Source organism: Streptomyces sp. NPDC051322 (assembly GCF_040689485.1).
GTDB lineage: Bacteria > Actinomycetota > Actinomycetes > Streptomycetales > Streptomycetaceae > Streptomyces.
In genome coordinates, this window is record NZ_JBFBAK010000001.1 from 284,926 (window position 1) to 308,966 (window position 24,041).

The window sequence follows — 24,041 nt, forward strand, 5'->3', positions numbered from 1 at the left end:
CGCCCGCCGTCAGTTGTCGTCCTCGTCGATCAGGAAGCCCCGCATCGGCGAAGGCGCCTGCTGCATCGGCTGCGGCGCCTGCGGCCGCACCGGTGCCATCGGCTGTGTCATGGCCGGCGACATCTGCTGCTGTCCGCCGTACGACGGGGAACCCATGGACGGCTGGCTGCCCATCGACGGGCTGCCCCCCATCGTGTGCTGGGTGTGCCCCATCGCGCCCGCTCCGGCCTGAGCCATCGAGGGCGACGGCGGCAGCGAGGCGGTCGCCGGGGTCCGCGGCGGTGCCAGTGAGTCGTCGGCCTGGGTCTCCAGCTGGCGCAGCTGGCTCTCCAGGTAGGACTTCAGACGCGTCCGGTACTCACGCTCGAAGCCGCGCAGATCCTCGACCTTGCGCTCCAGCGTCGCGCGGGCGGACTCCAGCGAGCCCATCGCGACGCGGTGCTTCTCCTGTGCGTCCCGCTCCAGTGCGTCCGCCTTGGCTCGGGCATCGCGCTCCAGGCCTTCGGCGCGGCTGCGGGCCTCGCCGACAATCTTGTTGGCCTCGGAACGGGCCTCCGCGATCGCCTGGTCGGCGGTCTGCTGGGCGAGCGAGAGCACCCGGGCCGCACTGTCGCCGCCGGGACCCTGCTGCTGCATCTGCGGGGGACCGCCGTGGCCGCCCATCGGACCGCCCATGGGGCCCTGGCCGAGCTGGCCCTGACCACCCATGGGGCCCTGGAGCTGGCCCTGACCGCCCATGGGGCCCTGGCCCATCGGGCCCTGACCCATCGGGCCCTGACCGAGCTGGCCCTGGCCGCCCATCGGCGCCTGGCCCATCGGGCCGGGACCGTGCTGGCCCTGCGGCCCGGGGCCGTGCTGGCCCTGGGGCCCCGGGCCGTGCTGGCCCTGGGGACCGTGACCGCCAGGTCCTGCCGGCAACTGCGGCTGGCCGCCCGGAAGCTGGGGCGGGCCCATCTGCGGCTGCTGCTGGACCTGCGGTGGACCGGATATGGCGGCGGGCACCGGGGCGTTCGGACCGCCACGGCCGTCCGGCGGCTCCGGCTTGCGCATGCCCTGCTGCTGATTCTGCGCGGCGGCACGGGTGGCAGCTGCCAGCTTGGCGCGCAGGTCCTCGTTCTCACGGAGCAGCCGGGTCAGTTCGGCTTCGACCTCGTCGAGGAAGGCGTCAACCTCGTCCTCGTCATAGCCTTCTCGCAGCCGGACAGTCGTGAACTGCTTGTTCCGCACGTCCTCGGGGGTCAGCGGCATCTCTTCTTCACCTCTACGTAGTCGTCGGCAGTCGGCAGGACCGAATCGTTCACACCCGGCTCACAATGGTGATGAGGATGTAGACGATGATCATCAGAACGAAGAAGGACAGGTCGAGTGCCACGCCCCCGAGACGCAGCGGCGGAATGAACCGCCGCAGAAGCTTGAGCGGTGGATCGGTGACAGTGTAGGTGGCCTCCAGAACGACCACCATCGCCTTCCCAGGTTGCCATGAACGGGCGAACTGGAAGACGTAGTCCATGACAAGCCGGAAGATCAACACGATGAGGAAACACATCAGCGCGATGTAGATCACCTGCAATGCGATGCCCATCCAGCGCTTCCCTCTCCCCTGATGCTTTCGTCTTCCGGCCTCCCGGCCGGGGTAGTCCCGGTGTCTCGTCTCAGCTCTGGTTGAAGAAACCGCCCTCTGCGATACGGGCCTTGTCCTCCGCCGTGACATCGACGTTAGCAGGCGACAACAGGAACACCTTCTGCGTCACCCGCTCAATGCTGCCATGCAAACCGAAGACAAGTCCTGCCGCAAAGTCGACAAGTCGCTTCGCGTCCGTGTCGTCCATCTCCGTGAGATTCATGATCACCGGAGTGCCCTCGCGGAAGTGTTCCCCGATGGTACGGGCCTCGTTGTAGGTCCGGGGGTGCAGTGTGGTGATGCGGTAGGGCTCCCGCTCGGACACAACCTTGGGCATGATCACCGGGGCGTTCTTCTCCATACTCGGGCGTTCAGGTGTGATGGATGCCACGGGGGCGATTCGGGCGGGACGTCCGCTTTCCGCCGGTAGCGCAACTGGTTCGCGCTGGGCGGGCGGTTGTACCGCTCGTACCGATTCGTCCTGCTGTGACTGATGTGAAGGCTGGTGCCGCCGCCGGTCCCGTTCGGGCTCCGGCTCAGGTTCGAACTCGTCGTCGGGGTCGAACCCCGGGCCGTCGTATCCATCGTCCTCCACGAGGCCGAGGTAGACCGCCATCTTGCGCATCGCGCCGGCCATTCTCTGAGTCCTCCGCTCTGTGGTGGATCGCCCTTGTGCCAAGGTCGCAGCGTCACCAAGTGCCCACGATCCACTGGGTCTGCCCGCCAATCGGCGGAAATGACCATATTTTCTGCTGTGGTCCGACTTGCTTCGCGACGTTACCCGAGCCGGGGGCGCACGCCGAGTACCGCAGTGCCGACGCGGACATGTGTCGCACCCGCCGCCACCGCCTCTTCGAGATCCGCACTCATCCCTGCCGACACCATGTTCGCAGCCGGATGAGCCGCGCGCAGGCCGGATGAGATTTCCATCAGCCGCTCGAATGCCGCCCGTTGCCGTCCCGCGTACGGTCCGGCCAGTGGCGCGACGGTCATCAGTCCGTCGAGCCGCAGTCCTGGTGCGCCGGCCACCCGGTCGGCCAACTCCTCGACGCCGTCCGGCCCGACGCCGCCGCGCACGCCGCGCTCACCGGACTCCGCGTCGAGCGCCACCTGGATCAGGCAGCCGAGTTCGCGGCCCGCTCCGACCGACGCTCCGGAGAGAGCCGTGACAAGTCGCGCTCGGTCGACCGACTGCACCGTATGCGCATAACCCGCCACAGAACGGACCTTGTTCGTCTGCAACTGACCGACAAAGTGCCAGTGAAGCGAAAGGTCCGCGCACGACGCGGCCTTGGGCGCGGCGTCCTGGTCGCGGTTCTCCGCGACATGACGCACCCCGAGGCCGGACAGCAGCCGCACATCGCTCGCGGGGTACGTCTTGGTGACCACGATCAGCGTCACGTCTGCCCGCTTGCGACCGGCCGCCGCACAGGCGGAGGCGATCCGTTCCTCCACCCGGGCCAGGTTTGCGGCGAGTTCGTGCTTACGGTCCGTCATGTCCTATCAGTCCAGCCAGACATATCCGGCGAGCCGCCCGGTGGTGCGGTCGCGACGATACGAGAAGTGGTCGAGCGATTCCAGCGTGCAGACCGGCGACTGCTGCCGGTCGGTGACTGCGAGCGCTTCGAGCTGCGCCATCACCCCGGCGGTGACGTCCACCGCAGGGGTGTGCCAGCTGGTCTCGGACCAGGCGCCGGGAACGCGCGCCGCCACCTCGGCCCGCATCGCCGCCGGGACTTCGTAGCAGCGCCCGCAGACCGCGGGTCCGGTCCGGGCGACGATCGCGGCCGGGTCGGCGCCGAGACGCGTCATGGCGGCGACGGCTGCCGGGACGACGCCGGCCACCAGTCCGGGGCGGCCGGCATGGACCGCGGCAGCCACCCCCGCCACGGGGTCGGCGAGCAGCACCGGGGTGCAGTCCGCGGTGAGTACGGCCAGCGGCACGCCCCGACGGGCGGTCACGATCGCGTCCACGGCGGGAACCGGCTGCGTGCCGCCGGAACCGTTCGCGTCCCAAGGGCCTTCCACCACTGCCACCTCGCGCCCGTGCACCTGGTTCATCCAGACGACCTGCGCGTGCTCCAGGCCGAGCGAAGTGGCCGCGAGCGCCCGGTTGTCCCGCACGGAAGCGGGGTCGTCGCCGACCGCGCCGCCGAGGTTGAGCTCTTCGTACGGAACGGCGCTCACCCCGCCCCACCTGTCGGTGAAGGCGAAGTGCGCGCCGCTCACTGCGTCGTGCTGCGTTATCACTTCAGGAAGCCCGGATCACTTCAAGAAGTCCGGGACGTCCAGCTCTTCGGCCTGGGTGTCCTGGTACGGCCGGGCCGGCGGGATCTGCGGCGGGGTGACCGGCGTCGCCGGGGCCTCGTCCCGCCGCTCCGCATCGGCCTGGACCGGGAGCTCGTCGCGCTGGGTCACCGCACCGAGACCGCCGAGTGAACGCTGCGGCTCGCTCGCCCTGACCGGGGTCGCTTCCTCGCGCTTGGCGGTGTTGCCCCCGATGACGTTCTCCCGGCGGGTCGGCGGCTGTCCGCCGTCGAAGCCCGCCGCGATGACCGTGACCCGCACCTCGTCACCGAGGGCGTCGTCGATGACGGCGCCGAAGATGATGTTGGCTTCGGGGTGCGCGGCCTCGCTCACCAGTTGTGCGGCCTCGTTGATCTCGAAGAGACCGAGGTCCGAACCACCCGAGATGGAGAGCAGCACACCGCGGGCGCCGTCGATGGACGCCTCGAGCAGCGGCGAGGAGATCGCCATCTCGGCGGCGGCGACCGCCCGGTCGTCGCCGCGGGCCGAGCCGATGCCCATGAGCGCCGATCCGGCCTCGGACATCACGGACTTGACGTCGGCGAAGTCGAGGTTGATCAGGCCGGGCGTGGTGATCAGGTCGGTGATGCCCTGGACACCGGACAGCAGTACCTGGTCCGCGGACTTGAACGCGTCCAGCACGCTGACCTGACGGTCCGAGATGGACAGCAGCCGGTCGTTGGGGATGACGATGAGGGTGTCGACTTCTTCGCGGAGTTCGGCGATGCCGTCCTCCGCCTGGTTGGCGCGACGCCTGCCCTCGAAGGTGAAGGGCCGGGTCACCACGCCGATGGTGAGTGCGCCCAGTGAACGGGCGATGTTGGCGACGACGGGTGCGCCACCGGTACCGGTGCCGCCGCCTTCTCCTGCGGTGACGAAGACCATGTCGGCCCCCTTGAGGACCTCCTCGATCTCCTCACGGTGGTCCTCTGCCGCCTTGCGACCGACTGCCGGGTTGGCTCCGGCCCCGAGGCCGCGGGTCAGTTCACGGCCGACGTCGAGCTTGACGTCGGCGTCGCTCATCAACAGGGCTTGTGCGTCAGTGTTGATCGCGATGAACTCGACGCCCTTGAGGCCGACCTCGATCATTCGGTTGATGGCATTGACACCACCGCCGCCGACACCGATGACCTTGATGACTGCGAGGTAGTTCTGCGGTGCTGCCACGTCGAAGGCCTCTCGCCTCGAGTTACGTGTCGCCGCTTCGCGGTTTGTCGCGTCGCGACGACGGATGCCGATGGGACGGTCCGAACGCCGACCCGAACCCTAACGGTGAAGTTCAGGGTTACCAGTGTGTCTGCTCCTTGGACTCTCCGAACAGGACACTAAGTCGACAAGCGGCGCACGTTCAACGAACACGCCGAACCTCCCGTTTTTCTTTTCACCCTATGTGATCAGCCGTTGCGCTGCCCAACCAGGGTGCTGGCCAGCAAGTATGTGCGTCAACTCCCTGACACGGCAGGGGCGGTGGGAGCACTCACGTCGAAGCGCTCGGCCTTGGGAGCGGCTTTCAGCAGCGCGCCGAGCGCGCGGGCCTTCGCCGCGCCGAACTCACTGCTCCCCCACGCCACCGTGCGACCGCCCGTCAGCCGCAGGGAGATTGAGTCATATGAACGGACTTGGACGATAAGGGTGTCATCGGCTACCGCGGACGGGAGCTCCCCGGCCACCTTCACCGCTTCCAGACGTAGTCTGTCTACGCCGAAACGACGCAGGCTCGGCGACTGTTCAGGGGTCAATTCCAGTACCGGCACCCGTCGGGGAGCACGGTCCACGGTGGCGAAACGGACTCCCTTCGTGTCCACTTCGGTGTATTTTCCGCCCGACTTCATGAGCAGCACCGGCTTTCGCTCGGTCACTTTCAGGTTGATGCCGTGCGGCCACGAACGGGTGACATCCACCGAGTCGATACGCGGCAATTTCTTCCGAAGACGGTCGGCGATCGCCGCCGTATCGACGGAAATCAGCGGGGCGCCGACGGGCACGGCCGCCGCCGACTCCACCTGGTCCCGGGTCAGCACGAGCTCCCCCGAGGTCCGGACCCGCTCCAGGCGCAGCCACGAGGAGCCGTAGAGCAGCCAGACTCCGCCGCCGGTCAGGGCGAGCAGCACGGCGACCACCAGGATCAGCAGTCGCCCTCTGCGGGTCGACCGGCCCGGGCGCCGGGGTTTCGAGGAGCGAGCACGGCCGGAGCCCGCCGATGGCTTGCGTTCGCCGCGCTGGGCGGTCGTCGGTCCGGCCACACTCGCTCCTTAAAGGTCACGCCCAGGTCCTGTCCTAGCGGCGTGCGGCAATCGCCTCGTACACCATGCCGACGAGCAGGTCGTCGGCGTCCCTGCGGCCGAACTCGGCTGCGGCGCGGGACATCTCGAAGAGCCGGTGCGGATCGGCGAGTACCGGCAGGACGTTGCCCTGGACCCACTCGGGGGTCAGCTGGGCGTCGTCCACCAGCAGGCCACCGCCCGCGTTCACCACCGGCTGGGCGTTGAGCCGCTGTTCACCGTTGCCGATGGGCAACGGGACGTAAGCGGCGGGCAGCCCGACGGCGGAGAGTTCGGCGACGGTCATCGCGCCGGCCCGGCAGAGCATCATGTCGGCCGCGGCGTACGCGAGGTCCATCCGGTCCACATACGGTACCGGGATGTACGGCGGCATTCCGGGCATGTTGTCGACACGCGGCAGTTCGTTCTTGGGACCGACCACGTGCAGGACCTGGATCCCGGAGCGCTGGAGCACCGGAGCGGCCTGCTGGACCACCTCGTTGAGCCTGCGGGCGCCCTGGGAGCCACCGGAGACCAGTAGGGTCGGCAGATTGGGATCGAGGCCGAACGCGGCACGCGCCTCGGGACGGACTCTGGCCCGGTCGAGGGTGGCGATGGTGCGGCGCAGCGGAATGCCGATGTATCGGGCGCCGCGCAGCTTGCTGTCCGGCGTGGACACCGCCACGGCGGCCGCGTACCGCGAGCCGATCTTGTTGGCAAGGCCGGGGCGGGCGTTGGCCTCATGCACGATGATCGGCACTCCGAGGCGCTTGGCCGCCAGATAACCGGGCAGCGCCACGTAGCCGCCGAAGCCGACCACGCAGTCGGCCTTGGTCCGTTCCAGGATCTGCTCGGCCGCCTTGATGGTGCCGCGCAGCCGCCCGGGAACGGTGATCAGCTCCGGGGTGGGCCTGCGGGGCAGCGGAACGGCGGGGATGAGCCCCAACTCGTAACCCCGCTCGGGCACCAGACGCGTCTCCAGGCCGCGTTCCGTGCCGAGGGCCGTGATACCCACGGTCGGGTCCTGCCTGCGCAGGGCATCCGCGAGGGCGAGCGCAGGCTCGATATGGCCGGCGGTCCCCCCACCGGCGAGTACGACATGCACCGAAATTCACCGCTCTCCGGACGGACGCTTCTTGACGCGCCGTCTCATCGACTTCCATCTCACCCGGGGCCTCCGCAGGGCCAGAGCCATCTTCGCTGCGGGGTCCTGCCGCGCGAAGGCGATCAGCAGCCCCACGGCGAACATGGTCGGCAGCAGCGCCGAACCCCCGTAGGAGAACAGCGGGAGCGGGACACCGGCGATCGGCAGCAGACCGAGCACCGCACCGATATTGATCACGGCCTGCGCCGTGATCCAGGTGGTCACACCTCCCGCTGCGTACCTCACGAAGGGGTCCTCCGTGCGTCCGGCCACGCGGATACCCGCATAGCCTAGAGCCGCGAAGAGGGCGAGTACCGACAGCGTCCCGGCGAGACCCAGTTCCTCACCGGTGACCGCGAAGATGAAGTCGGTGTGCGGCTCCGGTAGTTGGCCCCATTTTTCCACACTTGCGCCGAGGCCGGATCCGAACCAACCACCCGAGGCCAGGGCGTAGATCCCGTGCACCGCCTGCCAGCACTGGTCCTGCGGTCCGGGGTCACTGGCCCCGATGCAGGCCAGCCGTCCCATCCGGTTCGGGCTGGTCTTGATGAGCAGGAAAATCATCACTGCCGCGATGCCGAGCACGCCGGCGAACATCCGGGTGGGTGCTCCGGCCAGCCACAGCAGTCCGAAAAGAATCGCGGTCAGAATGATCGCGGTGCCCATGTCGCCACCGAGCATGATCAGCCCGAGCAGGATGAAAGTCACAGGAACGAGCGGGACCAGCATGTGTTTCCACTGGGTCAGCAGCTTCTTGTCCTGTTTACGCGCGAGCAGGTCGGCGCCCCAGAGGATCAGGGCGAGTTTGCCGAACTCGCTCGGCTGGAGCATGAAGGGACCGCCCAGCGAGATCCAGTTCTGGTTGCCGTTGACCGCCTGCCCTATCCCCGGTACCTGCACCAGCACCATCAGGAAGATGGTGCAGGCGAGGAGCGGGTAGGCGAAGGCCCGGTGCAGTTTCACCGGCATCCGGGTCGCGATGAACAGCAGAATTCCGCCGAGGAACGCGGCGAACAGCTGTTTGCGGAAGAAGTACGACCCCGGCTCGGAGATTTCCAGCGCCTTGATCATTGATGCGGAGTAGACCATGACGAGGCCGAGCACGGTGATCAGGACGCCGGAGCCGGTGATGAGGTAGTAGGCGGTCAGCGGCCGGTCCCAGGCGCTGCGCGCCTGCTCGAACGACCTGCGCAGTCCGGCGATGCCGCGCCCGGCACGTTGGGGCGCCGGGCTGCGTCCCGAGGCGGCGGGACGACGTGCCGTCCCGGTGCCACCATGCCCGTTGCTGTCCCTGACCGGCATGTCCCTGTCCCCTCCACTCGTGCCCGGCTCTGCCGGGTCCCGGCGCGGGGCCTCGCAGCCGCTCAGTCGGTCTCGGCAGCCAACTCGCGTACCGCGTCGGCGAATGCCTCGCCGCGCTTGTTGTAGTTGGCGAACATGTCCATCGAGGCACAGGCCGGGGCCAGCAGGACGGTGTCCCCGGGCCGGGCGAGACGTGCCGCTTCCCGGACCGCCGCCGACATCGCCCCAGTGTCGGTCCGGTCGAGGTCGACCACCGGGACTTCCGGCGCGTGTCGCGCAAGGGCTTCGGCGATCAGGGCCCGCTCGGCGCCGATCAGTACAACTCCGCGCAGCCGCTTCGCCGCACCGATAACGAGATCATCGAACCGCGCACCCTTGGCAAGACCCCCCGCAATCCAGACAATCGGATCGTATGCGGCCAGCGAGGCTTCGGCAGCATGGGTGTTGGTGGCCTTGGAGTCGTCGATGAACGTGACGCCCGCCACCTCGTCGACATGCTCGATCCGGTGCGCGTCGGGACGAAAATCACGCAGTCCGTCACGGACCGCGGCGGGCTCGACGCCGAAGCCGCGCGCCAGGGCGGCAGCGGCAAGGGCGTTGGCGATGTTGTGCGGGGCGGGTGACGCGATGTCGGTGACTTCGGCCAGTTCCTGGGCCTGCTGGTGGCGGTCCGCCACGAAGGCACGGTCCACCAGGATGCCATCCACGACACCGAGCTGGGACGGCCCGGGGGTGCCGAGGGTGAAGCCGATGGCGCGGCAGCCCTCCTCGACGTCCGCCGCACGGACCAGTTCCTCGGTGGCCGGGTCGGCCGCGTTGTAGACACACGCGACGGTGTTGCCTTCGTAGACACGGCCCTTGTCGGCCGCGTACGCCGCCATGGAGCCGTGCCAGTCGAGGTGGTCGGGGGCGATGTTGAGGACCGCCGCGGAGTGCACCCGCAGGCTGGGCGCCCAGTGCAGTTGGTAGCTGGAGAGCTCCACCGCCAGTACGTCGTACGGCTCGTCGCCGAGCACCGCGTCGAGCAGCGAGACGCCGATGTTGCCGACCGCAGCGGTGCGCAGACCGGCCGCGCGCAGCATCGATGCGAGCATCCGTACCGTGGTGGTCTTGCCGTTGGTGCCGGTGACCGCGAGCCAGGGGGCCGGCTTCCTGCCGTTCAGGTCGCGCAGTTGCCAGGCCAGTTCGACATCGCCCCACACCGGGACGCCCGCGGCGGCCGCGGCCTGGAACAGTGGCTTGTCCGGCCGCCAGCCCGGGGCCGTGACGACCAGTTCGGTGCCCTCCGGCAGCAGAGCCTCGCCGAGGCGCACCGTGACGCCCAGCGCCTCGAGTTCGTCGGCCTGCGCCCGGGAGCGTGCGTCGTCGCCCTCGTTGACGACGGTGACCGCCGCGCCGAGCCCGTGCAGGACCCGCGCCGCCGGCAGCCCGGAGACTCCCAGCCCCGCGACGGTGACCCGCTTGTCCTGCCACGTCACTTGTCGGCCGCCCAGCCCGCGTAGAAGAGGCCGAGACCGACGATCACACACATGCCCTGAATGATCCAGAAGCGGACCACCACAAGGACCTCGGACCACCCCTTGAGTTCGAAGTGGTGTTGCAGCGGTGCCATCTTGAAGACCCGCTTGCGCGTCATCTTGAAGGAGCCGACCTGGATCACGACGGACAGCGTGATCAGCACGAAGAGGCCGCCGAGGATGGCCATCAGGAACTCCGTACGGGAGCAGATGGCCAGACCCGCGAGGGCGCCGCCGAGGGCGAGCGATCCGGTGTCGCCCATGAAGATCTTGGCCGGTGAGGTGTTCCACCACAGGAAGCCGAAGCAGGCGCCCATCAGGGCCGAGGCGACGACCGCCAGGTCGAGCGGGTCTCTGACCTCGAAGCAGGCGCTGGGGTTGGTCAGGGTCGCCGCGTTCGCGCAGGACTCCTGGAACTGCCAGACGCCGATGAAGGTGTACGCGCCGAAGACCATCACCGAGGCGCCGGTGGCCAGGCCGTCGAGGCCGTCGGTGAGGTTCACGCCGTTCGACATCGCCAGGATCATGAACAGTGCCCAGACGACGAAGATCACCGGGCCGAGCGTCCAGCCGAAGTCCGTGACGAACGACAGCTTGGTGGAGGCCGGGGCGTTGCCGTGGATGTCCTTGAACTGCATGGCCAGCACGGCGAAGGCGATGCCCACGATCAGCTGGCCGGCCATCTTCGCCTTCGCCCGCAGACCCAGCGAACGCTGTTTGACGATCTTGATGTAGTCGTCGAGGAACCCGACCAGTCCCATCCCCGTCATCAGGAACAGCACCAGCACCCCGGAGAACGTCAGCGGGGCGCCGGTGATCGCCTTGGTGGCGAAGTAGGCGATGATCGTGGCCAGGATGAAGGCGATCCCACCCATGGTCGGGGTGCCGCGCTTGCCGTGGTGGCCGCGCGGTCCGTCGTCCCGGATGAACTGTCCGTAACCCTTGTGGGCCAGCAGCTTGATCAGCAGCGGGGTGCCGACCAGGGTCAGGAAGAGTCCGATGACTCCCGAGAAGAGAATCTGCTTCATCGGGCGGCGACCTCGCCCTCGGTGCCGGTCCCGGTGCCCCTGTCGAGCAGCGCGTCCGCGACCTGCTCCAACCCCACCGACCTGGACGCCTTCACCAGCACGACGTCTCCCGCCCGCAGTTCCCTGCGCAGCAGGTCGACGGCCGCCTCTGCGTCGGACACGTGCACCGACTCCTCACCCCACGAACCCTCGTTATAGGCGCCCAGCTGCAGCCAGGATGCTTCCCTGCCCCCGACTGCCACGAGCTTGCTCACGTTGAGCCGGACGGCAAGCCGCCCGACCGCGTCGTGCTCGGCGAACGACTCGTCACCGAGCTCGGCCATCTGGCCGAGCACCGCCCACGTGCGTCCCCCTCGGGCCCGCGAGGCTTCGCCCATCGCGGCCAGTGCACGCAGCGCGGCTCGCATGGATTCAGGGTTCGCGTTGTAGGCGTCGTTGACGACCGTCACGCCGTCCGGACGCTCGGTGACCTCCATGCGCCAGCGGGACAGCGTGCCCGCCTCGGAGAGCGCCGGTGCGATCTCGTCCACGGACATGCCCTGCTCATGCGCGACGGCGGCTGCGGCGAGCGCGTTCGACACGTGGTGCTCACCGTACAGGCGCAAGGTCACATCGCTGCACCCGGTGGGTGTGTGCAGCGTGAAAGCGGGCTGTCCGGTAGCTGTGAGCCGGACATTCTCGGCGCGCACGTCCGCTTCGTCCGCCTCTCCGAAGAGCAGCACCCGCGCCTTGGTGCGTGACGCCATCGCGCGGACCAGCGGATCGTCGGCGTTGAGCACGGCGACACCGGACTCCGGGAGCGACTCGACCATTTCGCCCTTGGCCTGAGCGATCTGCTCACGGCCGCCGAACTCGCCGATGTGCGCGGTCCCGACATTCAGTACGAGTCCGGTCTTCGGCGGTACGAGTCCGGTGAGGTAACGGATGTCGCCGATGTACCGTGCGCCCATTTCGAGCACCAGATACCGGGTGTCCCGCTCCGCGCGGAGTGCGGTGAGCGGCAGACCGATCTCGTTGTTGAGGTTGCCCTCCGGGTAGACCGTCGGGCCCTTGCGCTGCAGGAGTTGGGCGATCAGGTCCTTGGTGGACGTCTTGCCGGCCGAGCCGGTGAGGGCGACGACCTCGGTGCCGAGACGCTCGACGACGGTACGGGCCAGTGCGCCGAGGGCGACGGTGACGTCGTCCACCACGATCGCGGGGGCGCCGATCCGGCGGGTGGCGAGCACCGCCACCGCGCCCGCGGCCACCGCACGCTGTGCGAAGTCGTGGCCGTCGGCGTGTTCACCGGCGAAGGCGACGAAGAGGCCGCCGGGCTGCACGGCACGGGAGTCGGTGACGACCGGGCCGGTGACCTGGACGGCGGGATCCGGTATGTCGTACGTATGCCCGCCGACGATTTCGGCGATCTCGGTGAGGGAGAGGGTGATCACTTGGTCATCCCTGACTGTTGTTCTCGATGGCCGCGCGCTCGATGGCCGCGCGCAGAACCTGGCGGTCGTCGAAGGGGCGTACCACTCCGGCGATGTCCTGACCCTGCTCATGGCCCTTGCCGGCGACCAGCACGGTGTCGCCCGGCCGGGCCCTGGCCACGGCTGCCCGGATGGCGGCGGCCCGGTCGGAGTCGATCAGGACGTCGCCGCGCTCGTGCACCGGCACCTCGGCGGCGCCCGCGACCATGGTCGCGAGGATCGCGAGAGGGTCCTCGGAGCGGGGGTTGTCGGAGGTCAGCACGGCGGTGTCGGCGAGCCGCGCGGCGGCCGCTCCCATCGGACCGCGTTTGGTCCGGTCCCGGTCGCCGCCGCAGCCGAGCACGATGTGCAGCCTGCCCTCGGTGACCTTGCGCAGAGCGCGCAGCACCGATTCGACGGCGTCGGTCTTGTGCGCGTAGTCGACGACGGCCAGATACGGCTGGCCCGCGTCCACCCGTTCCAGGCGGCCGGGTACGCCGGGTACGGCGGCGATACCGTCGGCGGCGGTCTGCGGGTCGACGCCGGCGACGGCGAGGGTGGCGATCGCGGCCAGGGTGTTGGCGACGTTGAAGGGTCCGGGCAGCGGCGAGGTGGCCGCGATGCGCTCGCCCTTGGGGCCGAGCACGGTGAACGTGCTGGTGAAGGGCGAGACTTCGACGTTCTCGGCCCGCCAGTCGGCGTCCGGGTGTCCCTCTGCGGAGAAGGTGGTCACCGGCACGGTGGCCTCGTGGACGAGCCTGCGCCCGTACTCGTCGTCGAGGTTGACGACCGCGAGTCTGCTGCGCTCCGGGGTGAACAGCCGCGCCTTCGCCTGGAAGTAGTCCTCCATGTCGGAGTGGAATTCCATGTGCTCGGGGCTGAGGTTGTTGAAGACGGCGACGTCGAAGACGCAGCCGTCGACCCGGCCGAGCACCAAGGCGTGGCTGGACACCTCCATGGCGACCGAGTCGACGCCGCGTTCGCGCATCACCGCGAAGAGCGCCTGGAGGTCGGTGGCTTCGGGGGTGGTGCGCTCCGACTTGATGCGTTCGTCACCGATCCGCATCTCCACCGTGCCGATGAGACCGCTGAGATGCCCTGCGGCCCGGATACCCCCCTCGACCAGATAGGCGGTGGTGGTTTTGCCCGAGGTGCCGGTGATGCCGATCTGGAGCAGCTCGCGTCCGGGGTGGCCGTAGATCTCGGCGGCCAGTTCGCCCATCAGGGACCGGGGGTTGTCGACGGTGAGCACCGGCAGGCCGGTCGCCGCGGCGCGTTCGGTGCCGGTCGGGTCGGTCAGTACGGCGGCGGCTCCGAGACCGGCCGCCTGCACGACGAAGTCGGCGCCGTGGAAGCGGGCGCCGGGCAGGGCCGCGTACAGGTCTCCGGGGCGGACCGCCCTGGAATCGTGGGTGATGCCGGTGACCTCACCGGCGCCGGGTGACGCGATGCCCAGTTGTCGTGCCAGTTCCCCCAAGGGGGTCGGCCGTACCTCGGCCGGACGGGGCGCTCCGGGGTAGGTCACAGAGGCGTCCTTCTGGGTGGTTTGGGACTGATCAGCTTGTGGCACGGCGGTGAGCGTACCGGGCTCACCGGGCTTGTCGCGAAGTGAGGGGTGTGGAGCGTTTCGGTTCCCCGGATCGCTGGTGATGGTCGTCACTGATGGTTCCTGGATGACTCGTGGTGGCCCCTCGCGGGGTCACTCGAAGGATCACTGTTCGGGATCGAAGGTGACCGGCAGGGGGGCGGCCTTCTTGCCGGTCGGCGGCACCTGGAGCGACTTGAGGGCGAACTCCATGACCTTCTTGTAGATGGGGCCGCAGATCGAGCCGCCGAAGTAGGGCCCGCTCGTCGGGTTCTGGATGGCGCAGTAGACCGTGACCCGCGGATTGTCGGCCGGCGCGAAGCCCGCGAACGAGGCGGTGTAACCGCGGTAGCGACCCGTTGTGGGATCCACCCGGTTGGCCGTTCCGGTTTTGCCCGCGACCCGGTATCCGGGGATACGGGCGGAGGCTCCGGTGCCTTCCTCGTCGCCGACCACGGACTCCAGCATGCGGGAGAGCGTCTTCGCTGTCTTCTCGCTCACCACCCGGGTCCTGCCGGGCTCGGGCGCGGGGTCGAAACGGCCGTCGGGGCCCTTCGTACCGCGGATCAGGGAGGGTTCCACCCGGACACCGCCGTTGCCGATCGTGGAGTAGATCGACGCGGCCTGCAGCGCGTTGAGCGAGAGACCCTGGCCGAACGGGATGGTGTACTGCTGGGAGGTCGACCAGTCCTGCGGCTTGGCGAGAATGCCGGGGGTCTCACCGGGGAAGCCGACGCCGCTGGGGCGCCCGATTCCGAATTTGCGCAGGTACGAGTAAAGGACCTTGTTGGCCTCCGGCTGGGTCTTCCCCAGCTGTCCGGCGGCCAGGATCGTGCCGATGTTGCTGGACTTGGCCAGTACCCCGTTGAGCGTCAGCGACCAGGTGTCGTGGTCGATGTCGTCGTGGAACAGCCGGTCACCACGGTGCAGCCGGTTGGGTACGGTCACGTGGGTACGGGGGGTGGCCACCCCCTCCTCGATGACGGCGGCCATGGACATGACCTTGCTGGTGGAACCCGGCTCGAAGGCGTCCTGGAGCGCGGCGTTGCCCAGGTTGGCCGGGCTCGCATGGCGGAGGTCGTTGGGGTCGAAGCCGGGGGCGTCGGCCATGGCGAGGACCTCGCCGGTCCTGGTGTCCTGCACCACCACGTAGCCGCGGTCGGCCTTGGACTTCTTCACCTGGGCCGAGATGGCGCTCTGCGCGGCCCACTGGATGTCCCGGTCCAGGGTGAGCTGGACGTCCGAGCCGGCGACGGCGGGGACCTCGCTCCGGCCCGCGGTGGGCACCTGACGGCCGCCGGACTGGGCGTAGGTGATCTTGCCGTTCTGCCCGGCCAACTCCTTGTTCAGGGAGGACTCGAGGCCGCCCGCGCCCTTGCCCGCGGCGTTGACCCAGCCGAGTACCCCGGCGGCGAGGTCACCGTTCGGGTACACCCGCTTGGTGGTCGGCTCGTGGAAGACTCCGGCCAGCACGTTGGCGCCCTTCTTCGCGCTCGCCTTCTGCAGCAGCACGCTCTGCAGGTCCTTGATCTGGTTCCAGACCTGGGGGGTCTGCCTGCGCGCCAGCCGCACATAGCGGGTTCGGGGGGTGGCGAGCTTTTTGGCGAGGGTGTCGGCGTCCACACCGAGGATCGGTGCGAGCAGCGCGCCCGCCTGCTGAGGGGCGTCCGCCACGTGGGTCTGCTTCGGAGTGAACATCGTGGGGTCGGCGGTGATGTCGTAGGCATCGACACTGGCGGCGAGCGCAACACCGCTGCGGTCGGTGATCTCACCGCGGTCCGCGGTCAGTGTGTGGCTGAGATAGCGGTTCTTGTCGGCCTTGGTCGCGTAGGCGCTTGCGTCGACGGCCTGCACCTGGAGCAGCCGTACGACGAAGATCCCCATCACCAGGGTCAGACAGAGGCTGATGAGCCGCAGCCTGGGGCGCGGGCTGCCGAGTCGCAGCGTCCGGGTGCTCTTTCCGGGCGGGGCCGGCCGGCGCCGCACCGGGCGCGCCGGTGCTGCCGGCCTCGCCGAGCGCGCGGGGACCGGTACTCGGCGGCGCGGTGGTTCCTTGGACGGCACTGCGTCACCTGCCGGGGGTCGGGGTCGGCTCTGTGGTCGGATCGGCCGGGGCGAGCGATGCGGCGGGCGCCGACGCGCCGTTCGCCGCCGTCCCCCGCGGGGTCACGGGCGAGTCCGCGCCGGGCATCCCGGCCGGTGTCCCGGCCGGTGTTCCGCTCGGCGTCCCGGGCGTGGTGTCGGGCGCGGTGTCGGGCAGGGTCGCGTCCGGTGTCGCGGCGGGCTCGGATTCCGGTGCGAACGCCCTGGCGGGCTCCGCCGTGACCTGCGCGGGGACGCCCCGGACCGTGCCGTCCGGATTGAGGAAGACCGGACCGCCGCCCGGCACCATGCCGAGTTCACCGGCGCGTTTCGCCAGCGCCCCGGGCGCCGAGCGGTCGTCCACATCCCGCTGCAGCGCCTGCTCCTCGTCGGTGAGCTCGGTGTTCCGTTTCTCGTACTTGCTCAGCTGGAAGGACCCCGCGTTGAGCGCGGAATTCAGCATCAGCAGGCCGATCAGCCCGCCGCCGAGCAGCAGCACGACCAGGAGGACGAAAGGTGTCCGGGCCGCTCTGCTCGGTCGGGCGGGCAGCAGCCTGGCCAGCCGGGCGGCACGGCCTTTCAGCTCCTTGGCCGGTGTGCTCACGGGGCCTCCTCGCGAATCCGCTGCGCACCCCGCAGACGCGCGGGGGCCGCACGCCGGTTCTCCGCGATCTCCTCCTCCGTCGGGAGTTCCGCGCCGCGGGTGAGCAGCTTCAGCCGTGGCTGGTAGCGCTCGGGCACGACCGGCAGGCCGGCCGGCGCCGTGTTGGCGGCCCCGGCCGCGAAGACCTGCTTGACCAGGCGGTCCTCGAGCGAGTGGTACGAGAGGACGGCGATACGGCCGCCCACCGCCAGCGAGGCCACCGCGGCGGGGATCGCCCGCTCCAGCACGGTGAGCTCCCCGTTGACCTCGATCCGCAGCGCCTGGAAGGTGCGCTTGGCCGGGTTGCCGCCGGTCCGCTTGGCGGCCTGCGGCAGGGAGTCACGGATCAGCTCGACCAGCCGGGCGCTGTTGGTGAAGGGCTCCTTCTCGCGCTCCCGCACGATGGCCGACACAATGCGCTTGGCCTGCTTCTCCTCGCCGTACGCCCGGAGGATTCGGACGAGTTCGCCGGGCGGGTAGGTGTTGAGCACCTCGGCGGCGCCGATCCCGGTCGTCTGGTCCATGCGCATGTCGAGCGGAGCGTCCTGCGCGTACGCGAACCCGCGGTCCGCCTCGTCCAGTTGCATCGAGGAGACACCGAGGTCGAAGAGGACTCCCTGGACGCGCGGAATCGCCAGGCGGTCGAGGACGTCGGGCAGTTCGTCGTAGACCGCGTGCACCAGCGTGACCCGGTCATCGAAGCGCGCCAGCCGCTCACCGGAGAGCCGCAGCGCCTCCTTGTCCCGGTCGAGCGCGACGAGCCGGGCCGCGGGGAAGGTGGAGAGCAGCGCCTCGCTGTGGCCGCCGAGGCCGAGGGTGCAGTCGACGACGACCGCGCCGGGCTGAGCGAGCGCCGGGGCCAACAGGTCCAGGCATCGCTGGAGCATCACCGGGACATGTCGGGACTGGCTCATGCGCCCTCTCAGTTACGGCGCGATCGCACGTACTGCCGGGTCCCCGCCCGCTCGGAAGGGGACGGTCCACCGGCGCCGGAAGGGGCGTCGGCCGGCCGACGAGCGGGAGAGGGCCGAGCCGTACGTACACCGCGCATACGGGGGTGTGCGAAGCGTGGCGGACTACGTCCATGAGCACGGCATGTCCACGAGCACGACAGGAACATGAATGCGACATGCAGGCCACACGGACTGCGCGGGGACGCATCGCCGCGCCTCCCACTCCGCGTCACTTTAGTCCACCGATCCCGCCGGTCAATCAACCGCCCAGCGCGCCGCCGGACCGGCTTTTCACTCGGACTGATTACCGGATGACAGTCTGTGGTTTAGCTCACAACAACCACGGATGGGCGTAATTTTTCGCCCCCCGGACGGGACTGATCGATCAGCGCCGGTTACCGTCATACACATGTCGACTCCTGCGCACCGCTCCGCAGAGCCCGCCCCGTCGCAGCCGCACCTCGCCGTCAATGACGGCGGTACGGTCACCGACCGGCTGGTCGAGGCCAACCATCGCTATGCCGACAAGTTCGACGACGCCGGCCGGGACGCCCGTCCGGCACTGCGCGTCGCCGTGGTCACCTGCATGGACGCCCGCCTGGATCTGCAGGCCGCCCTCGGCCTCGAGGTCGGTGACTGCCATACGCTCCGCAACGCGGGCGGGGTGGTGACCGACGACGTCATCCGTTCACTCACCGTCAGCCAGCGTGCCCTGGGCACCCGTAGCGTCGTCCTCATCCACCACACCAGCTGCGGCCAGCAGACGATCACCGAGGACTTCCGGCAGCAGCTGGAGACAGAGGTCGGCCAGAAGCCGGCCTGGGCCGTGGAGTCCTTCAGCGATGCGGACCAGGATGTGCGCCAGTCGATGCAGCGGGTCAGGTCCTCTCCGTTCCTGCTGCACACCGACGATGTCCGTGGCTTTGTCCTCGACGTGCAGACGGGACTGCTCCGGGAGATCGACCCGGCCGTCTGAGGCCCGGCCACCCGGACACCGCTGTCCGAAAGCACACCAAGCCGCGACATATCCCGCCCACTTGTCCACAGTCGAGTGACACGAAGCGGTAACGGCAACCAGAATGCAGGGGTGACACCTCGTCCGGTCCACCGGGCGGGGCGTCCGCTGTTCGGGGTGGGCCGGGGCCGTGTGTCATGCCCCCGGCCCGTTATGTGGGGTACCCCGTGCTCCGCAAGAGCTGGAATGGGCCGAGGAGGGCCGGGTGACGACCTATGACGATCGAGCGAGCCATGGGGGTGCCCCCGCGCGAGCGAATCCGAGCGTGGGGAACGATCTGACCACCACAGCGGAGCGGATCCGCCGGTCGGTGGAGGGTGTGATCGAGGGCAAGCCCGAGGTCGTACGGCTTTCGCTGACCGTGCTGCTCGCCGAGGGTCATCTGCTCATCGAGGATGTTCCCGGCGTGGGGAAGACCATGCTGGCCAAGGCGCTGGCCCGCTCCATCGACTGCTCGGTACGACGCATCCAGTTCACGCCCGATCTGCTGCCCTCGGACATCACCGGCGTGTCGATCTTCGACCAGCAGCGCCGCGACTTCGAGTTCAAACCGGGCGCGATCTTCGCGCAGATCGTGATCGGCGACGAGATCAACCGCGCTTCGCCGAAGACCCAGTCGGCGCTGCTCGAATCGATGGAGGAACGCCAGGTCACCATCGACGGGCAGACCTACGAACTGCCCAGCCCCTTCATGGTGGTGGCCACTCAGAACCCGGTGGAGATGGAGGGCACCTACCCCCTGCCCGAAGCCCAGCGGGACCGGTTCATGGCGCGGGTCTCCATCGGCTATCCCAGCCCCGAGGCCGAGCTCCAGATGCTCGACGTGCACGGCGGGGTCTCCCCGCTGGACGACCTGCAGCCGGTGGCGCACGCGCACGAGATCGTGAAACTGATCGACGCGGTCCGCTCGGTCCATGTCGCCGACACGGTCCGGCGCTACGCGGTCGAGCTGGTCTCGGCCACCCGTCACCATCCCGACCTCAGACTCGGCGCATCACCGCGCGCGACCCTGCACCTGCTGCGCGCCGCGAAGGCCTCGGCGGCGCTGAGCGGACGCGAGTACGCCCTGCCCGACGATGTGCAGGCGCTGGCTGTCGCGGTGCTGGCGCATCGGCTGCTGCCCACCGCCCAGGCCCAGCTGAACCGGCGTACCGCCGAGCAGGTCGTCCAGGACATCCTGCAGCGCACCGCGGTGCCCACCGCCAAGGCGGCCGCCGACGGCTACCCGGCCACGCGGCAGTCCCCGCCGCCGGGTGCCCCGGCGTACCGGCAGCAGCCGCCGGGCACCCGGCGGCTGTGATGGCCGCCGGCGGCGGGTCCCCGCACGCGGTTGAGGAGGAGCAGGCCGGTCTGCGAACCGCGCTGTCCGGGCTGACCACGCGCGGGCGTTCGTTCCTGGCGGCCGGTGTCGCGGCCTCGGTGTGCGCGTACGCCCTGGGGCAGCCGGACCTGCTGCGGGTCGGCCTGCTGCTCGCCGTGCTGCCGCCGGCGTGCGCGGTAGTGCTTCACCGGACGCGTTACCGGGTAGCGGGCAGCAGGCGGCTCTCTCCGGCCCGGGTGCCGGCGGGCTCCGAGGCCCGGGTCCGTCTGCGGATGGACAACGTCTCGCGGATGCCCACCGGCCTGCTGATGCTCCAGGACCGGGTGCCGTACGTACTCGGGCCGCGGCCCCGGTTCGTGCTGGACCGGGTGGAGGCGGGCGGCCGGCGTGAGGTGTCCTACCGGGTCCGGTCCGACCTGCGGGGGCGCTACCCGCTGGGTCCGCTCCAGCTCCGGCTGGCCGATCCGTTCGGGATGTGCGAACTGACCAGGTCCTTCAGCACCCAGGACACCCTGACCGTCGTCCCCAGGACCGAACCGCTGCCGCCGGTGCGGCTGACCGGCGAAGCCGCGGGGTACGGCGACGGGCGGCAGCGGTCGCCGGCGCTGGCCGGCGAGGACGATGTGATACCGCGCGGCTACCGGCACGGCGACGACCTGCGCCGGGTGCACTGGCGCTCGACCGCGCGGTACGGCGAGCTCATGGTGCGCCGCGAGGAGCAGCCGCAGCGGGCCCGCTGCACGGTCCTGCTCGACACCCGGAGCGGTGCCTACCAGGGGGCGGGCCCCGACTCGGCCTTCGAGTGGGCCGTCTCGGGAGCGGCGTCCGCGCTGATGCATGTGCTCGAGCGGGGCTTCTCGGTGCGACTGCTCACGGACACCGGCAGTTCGGTGCCGGCCGATGGCTCGGGCGGGTTCGCCGGGGCGACCCAGGACTCCGCGGACTCGGCCGGCCTGATGATGGAGACGCTGGCCGTCGTGGAGCACTCCGATGAGGCAGGGCTCTCGCGTGCGTACGACGTGCTGCGCGGCGGGAACGAAGGGCTGCTGATCGCCTTCTTCGGCGACCTGGACGACGAGCAGGCCGCGGTGGCGGCCCGTATGCGGCAACGCAGCGGCGTAGCCCTCGCCTTCGTGCTGAGCAGCGAGACGTGGGCGCAGAGCGGCGCGGTCGACCGTGCCGGGCACCGGCTGCAGCTGTTGCGGGACGCGGGCTGGACCGCACTGGAGGCCCGGCCGGGTGTGCCGCTGGCCGAGCTGTGGCGCCGGGCGGGGCAGGAGCGCACCGCGACGGGCCCCGCCGCGTGGCACGGCGGAACCGGCTCTACCGTCGCCGGGGCATCGGGGGGATGGTCATGAGCGGCCGCGCGAGACTGGCGCTGTGCGCCTTCATCGCGACGATGCTGGCAGCCGCGGCCCTGCTGCCGCTGGTCGACCCGGTGTCCTGGATCGTGCAGGCGGCTATTCTGCTGGCGATCCAGAGCGGGGTCGGGGCGCTCGCCCGGCGGGTGCCGCTGGCGCGGCCGCTGACGGTGCTGGCCCAGGTCGTGACGGCGTTCCTGTTGCTCACCATGGTCTTCGCCCGCAGCCAGGCCATCGTCGGTGTCCTGCCGGACGCCGATGTCATCGTGCGCTTCGGGCAGTTGCTGCGGCAGGGCACCGAGGACGTCGGGCAGTACGCCATACCGGCCCCGGCGACCGCGAGCCTGCGGCTGATGCTGATCGGCGGGGTGCTGCTGATCGGCCTGCTGGTGGACGCGCTCGCCGTGACCTTCCGCAGCGCGGCCCCTGCCGGGCTGCCGCTGCTGGCGCTCTACTCCGTCGCGGCCGGCATCGCGCGCGGCAGCGCGGCCTGGCTCTGGTTCGTGCTGGCCGCATCGGGTTATCTGCTGCTTCTCCTCGCCGAGAGCAGGGACCGGCTCTCGCAGTGGGGACGGGTTTTCGGCGGCGCGCCCCGGGCCGGCGGCCGGAACGTCTCCGGGTTCGAGGCCGGCAGCACTCCGAGGGCCCCGGTGCGCACCGGCCGGCGTATCGGCGCGGTCGCGCTGGGCTTCGCCCTGGTGGTCCCCGCCGCGCTGCCCGCCCTGGACACCGGGCTGCTCGGCAGTACGGGGACGGGCACCGGCCCCGGTGGGGGCGGCACCATCTCGGCAGTGAACCCACTGGTCTCGCTGCAGAACAGCCTCACCCAGTCCGAAGACCGTGAGGTGATGCGGTATCGCACCAACGCGACCGACACCGACGGCCTCTACCTGCGGATCGTCTCGCTCGACCAGTTCGACGGCACCGCGTGGAAGTCTTCGGAGCGGCGGATCGAGGATGTGCCGGCCGAACTGCCTCAGCCACCGGGGCTGAGCCCCGACGTCGACCGGACCGAGATCCGCACCAACATCTCGGCCGCCGGATGGTACGCCCAGAACTGGCTGCCGATGCCCTATCCGGCCACGAAGGTGAGCATCAAGGGCCGGTGGCGCTTCGAGCCGGCCGGGCGGACGCTGGTGGGCGACCGCGGACAGACCACCCGCGGTGCGCAGTACGGGGTGAACAGTCTGCTGGTGCAGCCGAGCGCGGCTCAGCTGGCCGCGGCCCCGGCTCCCCCGGAGAGCCTGCAGAAGGAATACACCAAGGTGCCGGGCTCGCTGCCCGATGTGGTGAAGTCGACCGCGGAGCAGGTGACGGCCGGCGCGGCGAACGACTACGAGCGCGCGGTCAAGTTGCAGGACTGGTTCGCTTCGGACGGCGGCTTCACCTATGACACCCAGGTGGAGTCGGGTACCGGATCCGCGGCGATCGCCCGCTTCCTGAAGCAGAAGCAGGGGTTCTGCGTCCACTTCGCCTTCACCATGGCGGCGATGGCCAGGACGCTGGATATCCCGGCCCGGGTGGCGGTGGGCTTCACCCCGGGCACCCTGCAGCAGGACGGGAGCATGTCGGTGGGGCTGCGCGATGCGCACGCCTGGCCCGAGCTCTATTTCGCGGGGGTGGGCTGGACGCGTTTCGAGCCCACCCCGACGCGTGGGTCGGTGCCCTCGTACACCCAGGCCGACACGTCGCCCGACAGCCCGACGACTCCGGCGCAGCCGGAGGGCACCGCGTCGGCCGCGCCGGTCACGACGCCGTCGGCGACGGCGGCCTGCCCGCCGGAGCTGCGCAAGCTGAACGACTGCGACGGCGCCGCGCAGCGCAACGGCGGCGCCGTCGCCGCCCCGGCCTCATCGCCGGCCCCGGCGATCGCCGGGGTGGTGGTGGCGGCCCTGCTGGTTCTGCTGCTGGTGCTGCCGCTGCTGTGGCGGGTCAGGGCGCGGGCACGACGGCTGGGATCCGGGGGGCGTACGCCGACGGACGACGCCCATCGGACGCTGGCAGCATGGCGGGAGATCACCGACTCGGCGTGGGATTACGGCATCGAGCCCGATGCCTCCCGGACCCCCCGGACGGCGGCGGAACGGATCGTACGGATCGGTGAGCTGACCGGGCTGGCCGCCGATGCGGTGCACCGGACGGCGGGTGCCGTCGAGCGGGTGCTGTACGCGCCGGAGCCGGGCGAGCCGAGCAGCCTCGCCGAGGATGTTCGCCGGGTCCGGGCAGGACTGCGAGCCGGTGCGGGGAGGGCCGCGCGGATCCGGGCGGTGATAGCTCCGCGTTCGGCCGTTCGGGTGCGCTGGGGGCTGTCCCGGCGCTGGAACACGGCCGCGGACCGGCTGAAGGGGCGCCTCGCGGGGCTGGGCCACCGGCCATCGGCGCTGCGGCGGCCGTCCCGGCAGCGCGGCTGAGCAACAGCTTCTGAGCAATCGGCGGCCGCCCGGGGCGAGTTC

Annotated in this window: 20 protein-coding genes; 4 read left to right on the forward strand and 16 right to left on the reverse strand. The window is 70.1% G+C overall.

The genetic code is table 11. The annotated features are described in order from the left end of the window. Window positions 1-9: 9 nt before the first annotated feature. The 16 genes from AB0436_RS01315 to rsmH form a co-directional block, all read right to left on the reverse strand. Window positions 10-1,248 carry a DivIVA domain-containing protein gene (locus tag AB0436_RS01315; RefSeq protein ID WP_366465567.1) on the reverse strand — a complete coding sequence of 413 codons (1,239 nt, stop codon included), beginning with the start codon at window positions 1,246-1,248 and terminating at the stop codon, window positions 10-12. 49 nt (window positions 1,249-1,297) lie between these two features. Next, entirely contained in the window at window positions 1,298-1,582 is a 285-nt protein-coding gene (locus AB0436_RS01320; RefSeq protein WP_365855507.1) for a YggT family protein, read from the reverse strand. 70 nt (window positions 1,583-1,652) lie between these two features. Beyond that, window positions 1,653-2,258 (reverse strand): cell division protein SepF, encoded by a 606-nt coding sequence (gene sepF / locus AB0436_RS01325; protein ID WP_366465568.1) that lies wholly within the window; start codon window positions 2,256-2,258, stop codon window positions 1,653-1,655. A 140-nt stretch (window positions 2,259-2,398) separates the two neighbouring features. Further along, window positions 2,399-3,118 (reverse strand): YggS family pyridoxal phosphate-dependent enzyme, encoded by a 720-nt coding sequence (locus AB0436_RS01330; protein WP_366465569.1) that lies wholly within the window; start codon window positions 3,116-3,118, stop codon window positions 2,399-2,401. A 6-nt stretch (window positions 3,119-3,124) separates the two neighbouring features. Next, window positions 3,125-3,850 carry a peptidoglycan editing factor PgeF gene (gene pgeF / locus AB0436_RS01335; protein ID WP_366465570.1) on the reverse strand — a complete coding sequence of 242 codons (726 nt, stop codon included), beginning with the start codon at window positions 3,848-3,850 and terminating at the stop codon, window positions 3,125-3,127. Window positions 3,851-3,886: 36 nt separating this feature from the next. Beyond that, window positions 3,887-5,095 carry a cell division protein FtsZ gene (gene ftsZ / locus AB0436_RS01340; RefSeq protein WP_366465571.1) on the reverse strand — a complete coding sequence of 403 codons (1,209 nt, stop codon included), beginning with the start codon at window positions 5,093-5,095 and terminating at the stop codon, window positions 3,887-3,889. 275 nt (window positions 5,096-5,370) lie between these two features. Beyond that, entirely contained in the window at window positions 5,371-6,171 is an 801-nt protein-coding gene (locus AB0436_RS01345; protein ID WP_366465572.1) for an FtsQ-type POTRA domain-containing protein, read from the reverse strand. 34 nt (window positions 6,172-6,205) lie between these two features. Further along, window positions 6,206-7,294 carry an undecaprenyldiphospho-muramoylpentapeptide beta-N-acetylglucosaminyltransferase gene (murG, locus tag AB0436_RS01350; RefSeq protein WP_365855495.1) on the reverse strand — a complete coding sequence of 363 codons (1,089 nt, stop codon included), beginning with the start codon at window positions 7,292-7,294 and terminating at the stop codon, window positions 6,206-6,208. A gap of 6 nt (window positions 7,295-7,300) precedes the next feature. Beyond that, complete coding sequence (ftsW, locus tag AB0436_RS01355; protein ID WP_366465574.1) at window positions 7,301-8,635, reverse strand: putative lipid II flippase FtsW; 1,335 nt, start codon at window positions 8,633-8,635, stop codon at window positions 7,301-7,303. Between the two features lie 62 nt (window positions 8,636-8,697). Then, complete coding sequence (gene murD / locus AB0436_RS01360; protein ID WP_366465575.1) at window positions 8,698-10,113, reverse strand: UDP-N-acetylmuramoyl-L-alanine--D-glutamate ligase; 1,416 nt, start codon at window positions 10,111-10,113, stop codon at window positions 8,698-8,700. Beyond that, a complete protein-coding gene (mraY, locus tag AB0436_RS01365) occupies window positions 10,110-11,180 on the reverse strand; it encodes a phospho-N-acetylmuramoyl-pentapeptide-transferase (RefSeq protein WP_365855489.1) in 1,071 nt (356 codons plus the stop codon). Before mraY ends, murD begins: the two co-directional genes overlap by 4 nt. Then, window positions 11,177-12,610, reverse strand: coding sequence for a UDP-N-acetylmuramoyl-tripeptide--D-alanyl-D-alanine ligase (gene murF, locus AB0436_RS01370; protein WP_366465576.1), 1,434 nt, complete (start codon window positions 12,608-12,610; stop codon window positions 11,177-11,179). Before murF ends, mraY begins: the two co-directional genes overlap by 4 nt. 4 nt (window positions 12,611-12,614) lie before the next feature. Further along, complete coding sequence (locus tag AB0436_RS01375) at window positions 12,615-14,288, reverse strand: UDP-N-acetylmuramoyl-L-alanyl-D-glutamate--2,6-diaminopimelate ligase (protein ID WP_366465578.1); 1,674 nt, start codon at window positions 14,286-14,288, stop codon at window positions 12,615-12,617. A gap of 51 nt (window positions 14,289-14,339) precedes the next feature. Beyond that, the gene (locus tag AB0436_RS01380) at window positions 14,340-16,277 is read right to left on the reverse strand and encodes a penicillin-binding protein 2 (RefSeq protein WP_366465579.1); all 1,938 of its coding nucleotides are present in this window, start codon (window positions 16,275-16,277) and stop codon (window positions 14,340-14,342) included. Window positions 16,278-16,281: 4 nt separating this feature from the next. Next, on the reverse strand, window positions 16,282-16,899 hold the full coding sequence (locus AB0436_RS01385) for a hypothetical protein (RefSeq protein WP_366465580.1): 618 nt from the start codon (window positions 16,897-16,899) through the stop codon (window positions 16,282-16,284). After that, window positions 16,896-17,852 (reverse strand): 16S rRNA (cytosine(1402)-N(4))-methyltransferase RsmH, encoded by a 957-nt coding sequence (rsmH, locus tag AB0436_RS01390; protein WP_366465581.1) that lies wholly within the window; start codon window positions 17,850-17,852, stop codon window positions 16,896-16,898. The genes AB0436_RS01385 and rsmH overlap by 4 nt, the downstream gene beginning before the upstream one ends. A gap of 448 nt (window positions 17,853-18,300) precedes the next feature. Here rsmH and AB0436_RS01395 point away from each other — a divergent pair, with 448 nt between their 5' ends. The 4 genes from AB0436_RS01395 to AB0436_RS01410 all read left to right on the forward strand — a co-directional run bounded on the left by AB0436_RS01395 (window position 18,301) and on the right by AB0436_RS01410 (window position 23,999). Next, complete coding sequence (locus AB0436_RS01395) at window positions 18,301-18,867, forward strand: carbonic anhydrase (RefSeq protein ID WP_366465582.1); 567 nt, start codon at window positions 18,301-18,303, stop codon at window positions 18,865-18,867. A gap of 304 nt (window positions 18,868-19,171) precedes the next feature. After that, window positions 19,172-20,206: a MoxR family ATPase gene (locus AB0436_RS01400; protein WP_366465583.1), complete on the forward strand. Its 1,035-nt coding sequence runs from the start codon at window positions 19,172-19,174 to the stop codon at window positions 20,204-20,206. Then, entirely contained in the window at window positions 20,206-21,585 is a 1,380-nt protein-coding gene (locus tag AB0436_RS01405) for a DUF58 domain-containing protein (protein ID WP_366466111.1), read from the forward strand. The genes AB0436_RS01400 and AB0436_RS01405 overlap by 1 nt, the downstream gene beginning before the upstream one ends. After that, entirely contained in the window at window positions 21,582-23,999 is a 2,418-nt protein-coding gene (locus tag AB0436_RS01410; RefSeq protein ID WP_366465584.1) for a DUF3488 and transglutaminase-like domain-containing protein, read from the forward strand. The genes AB0436_RS01405 and AB0436_RS01410 overlap by 4 nt, the downstream gene beginning before the upstream one ends. Window positions 24,000-24,041 lie beyond the last annotated feature (42 nt).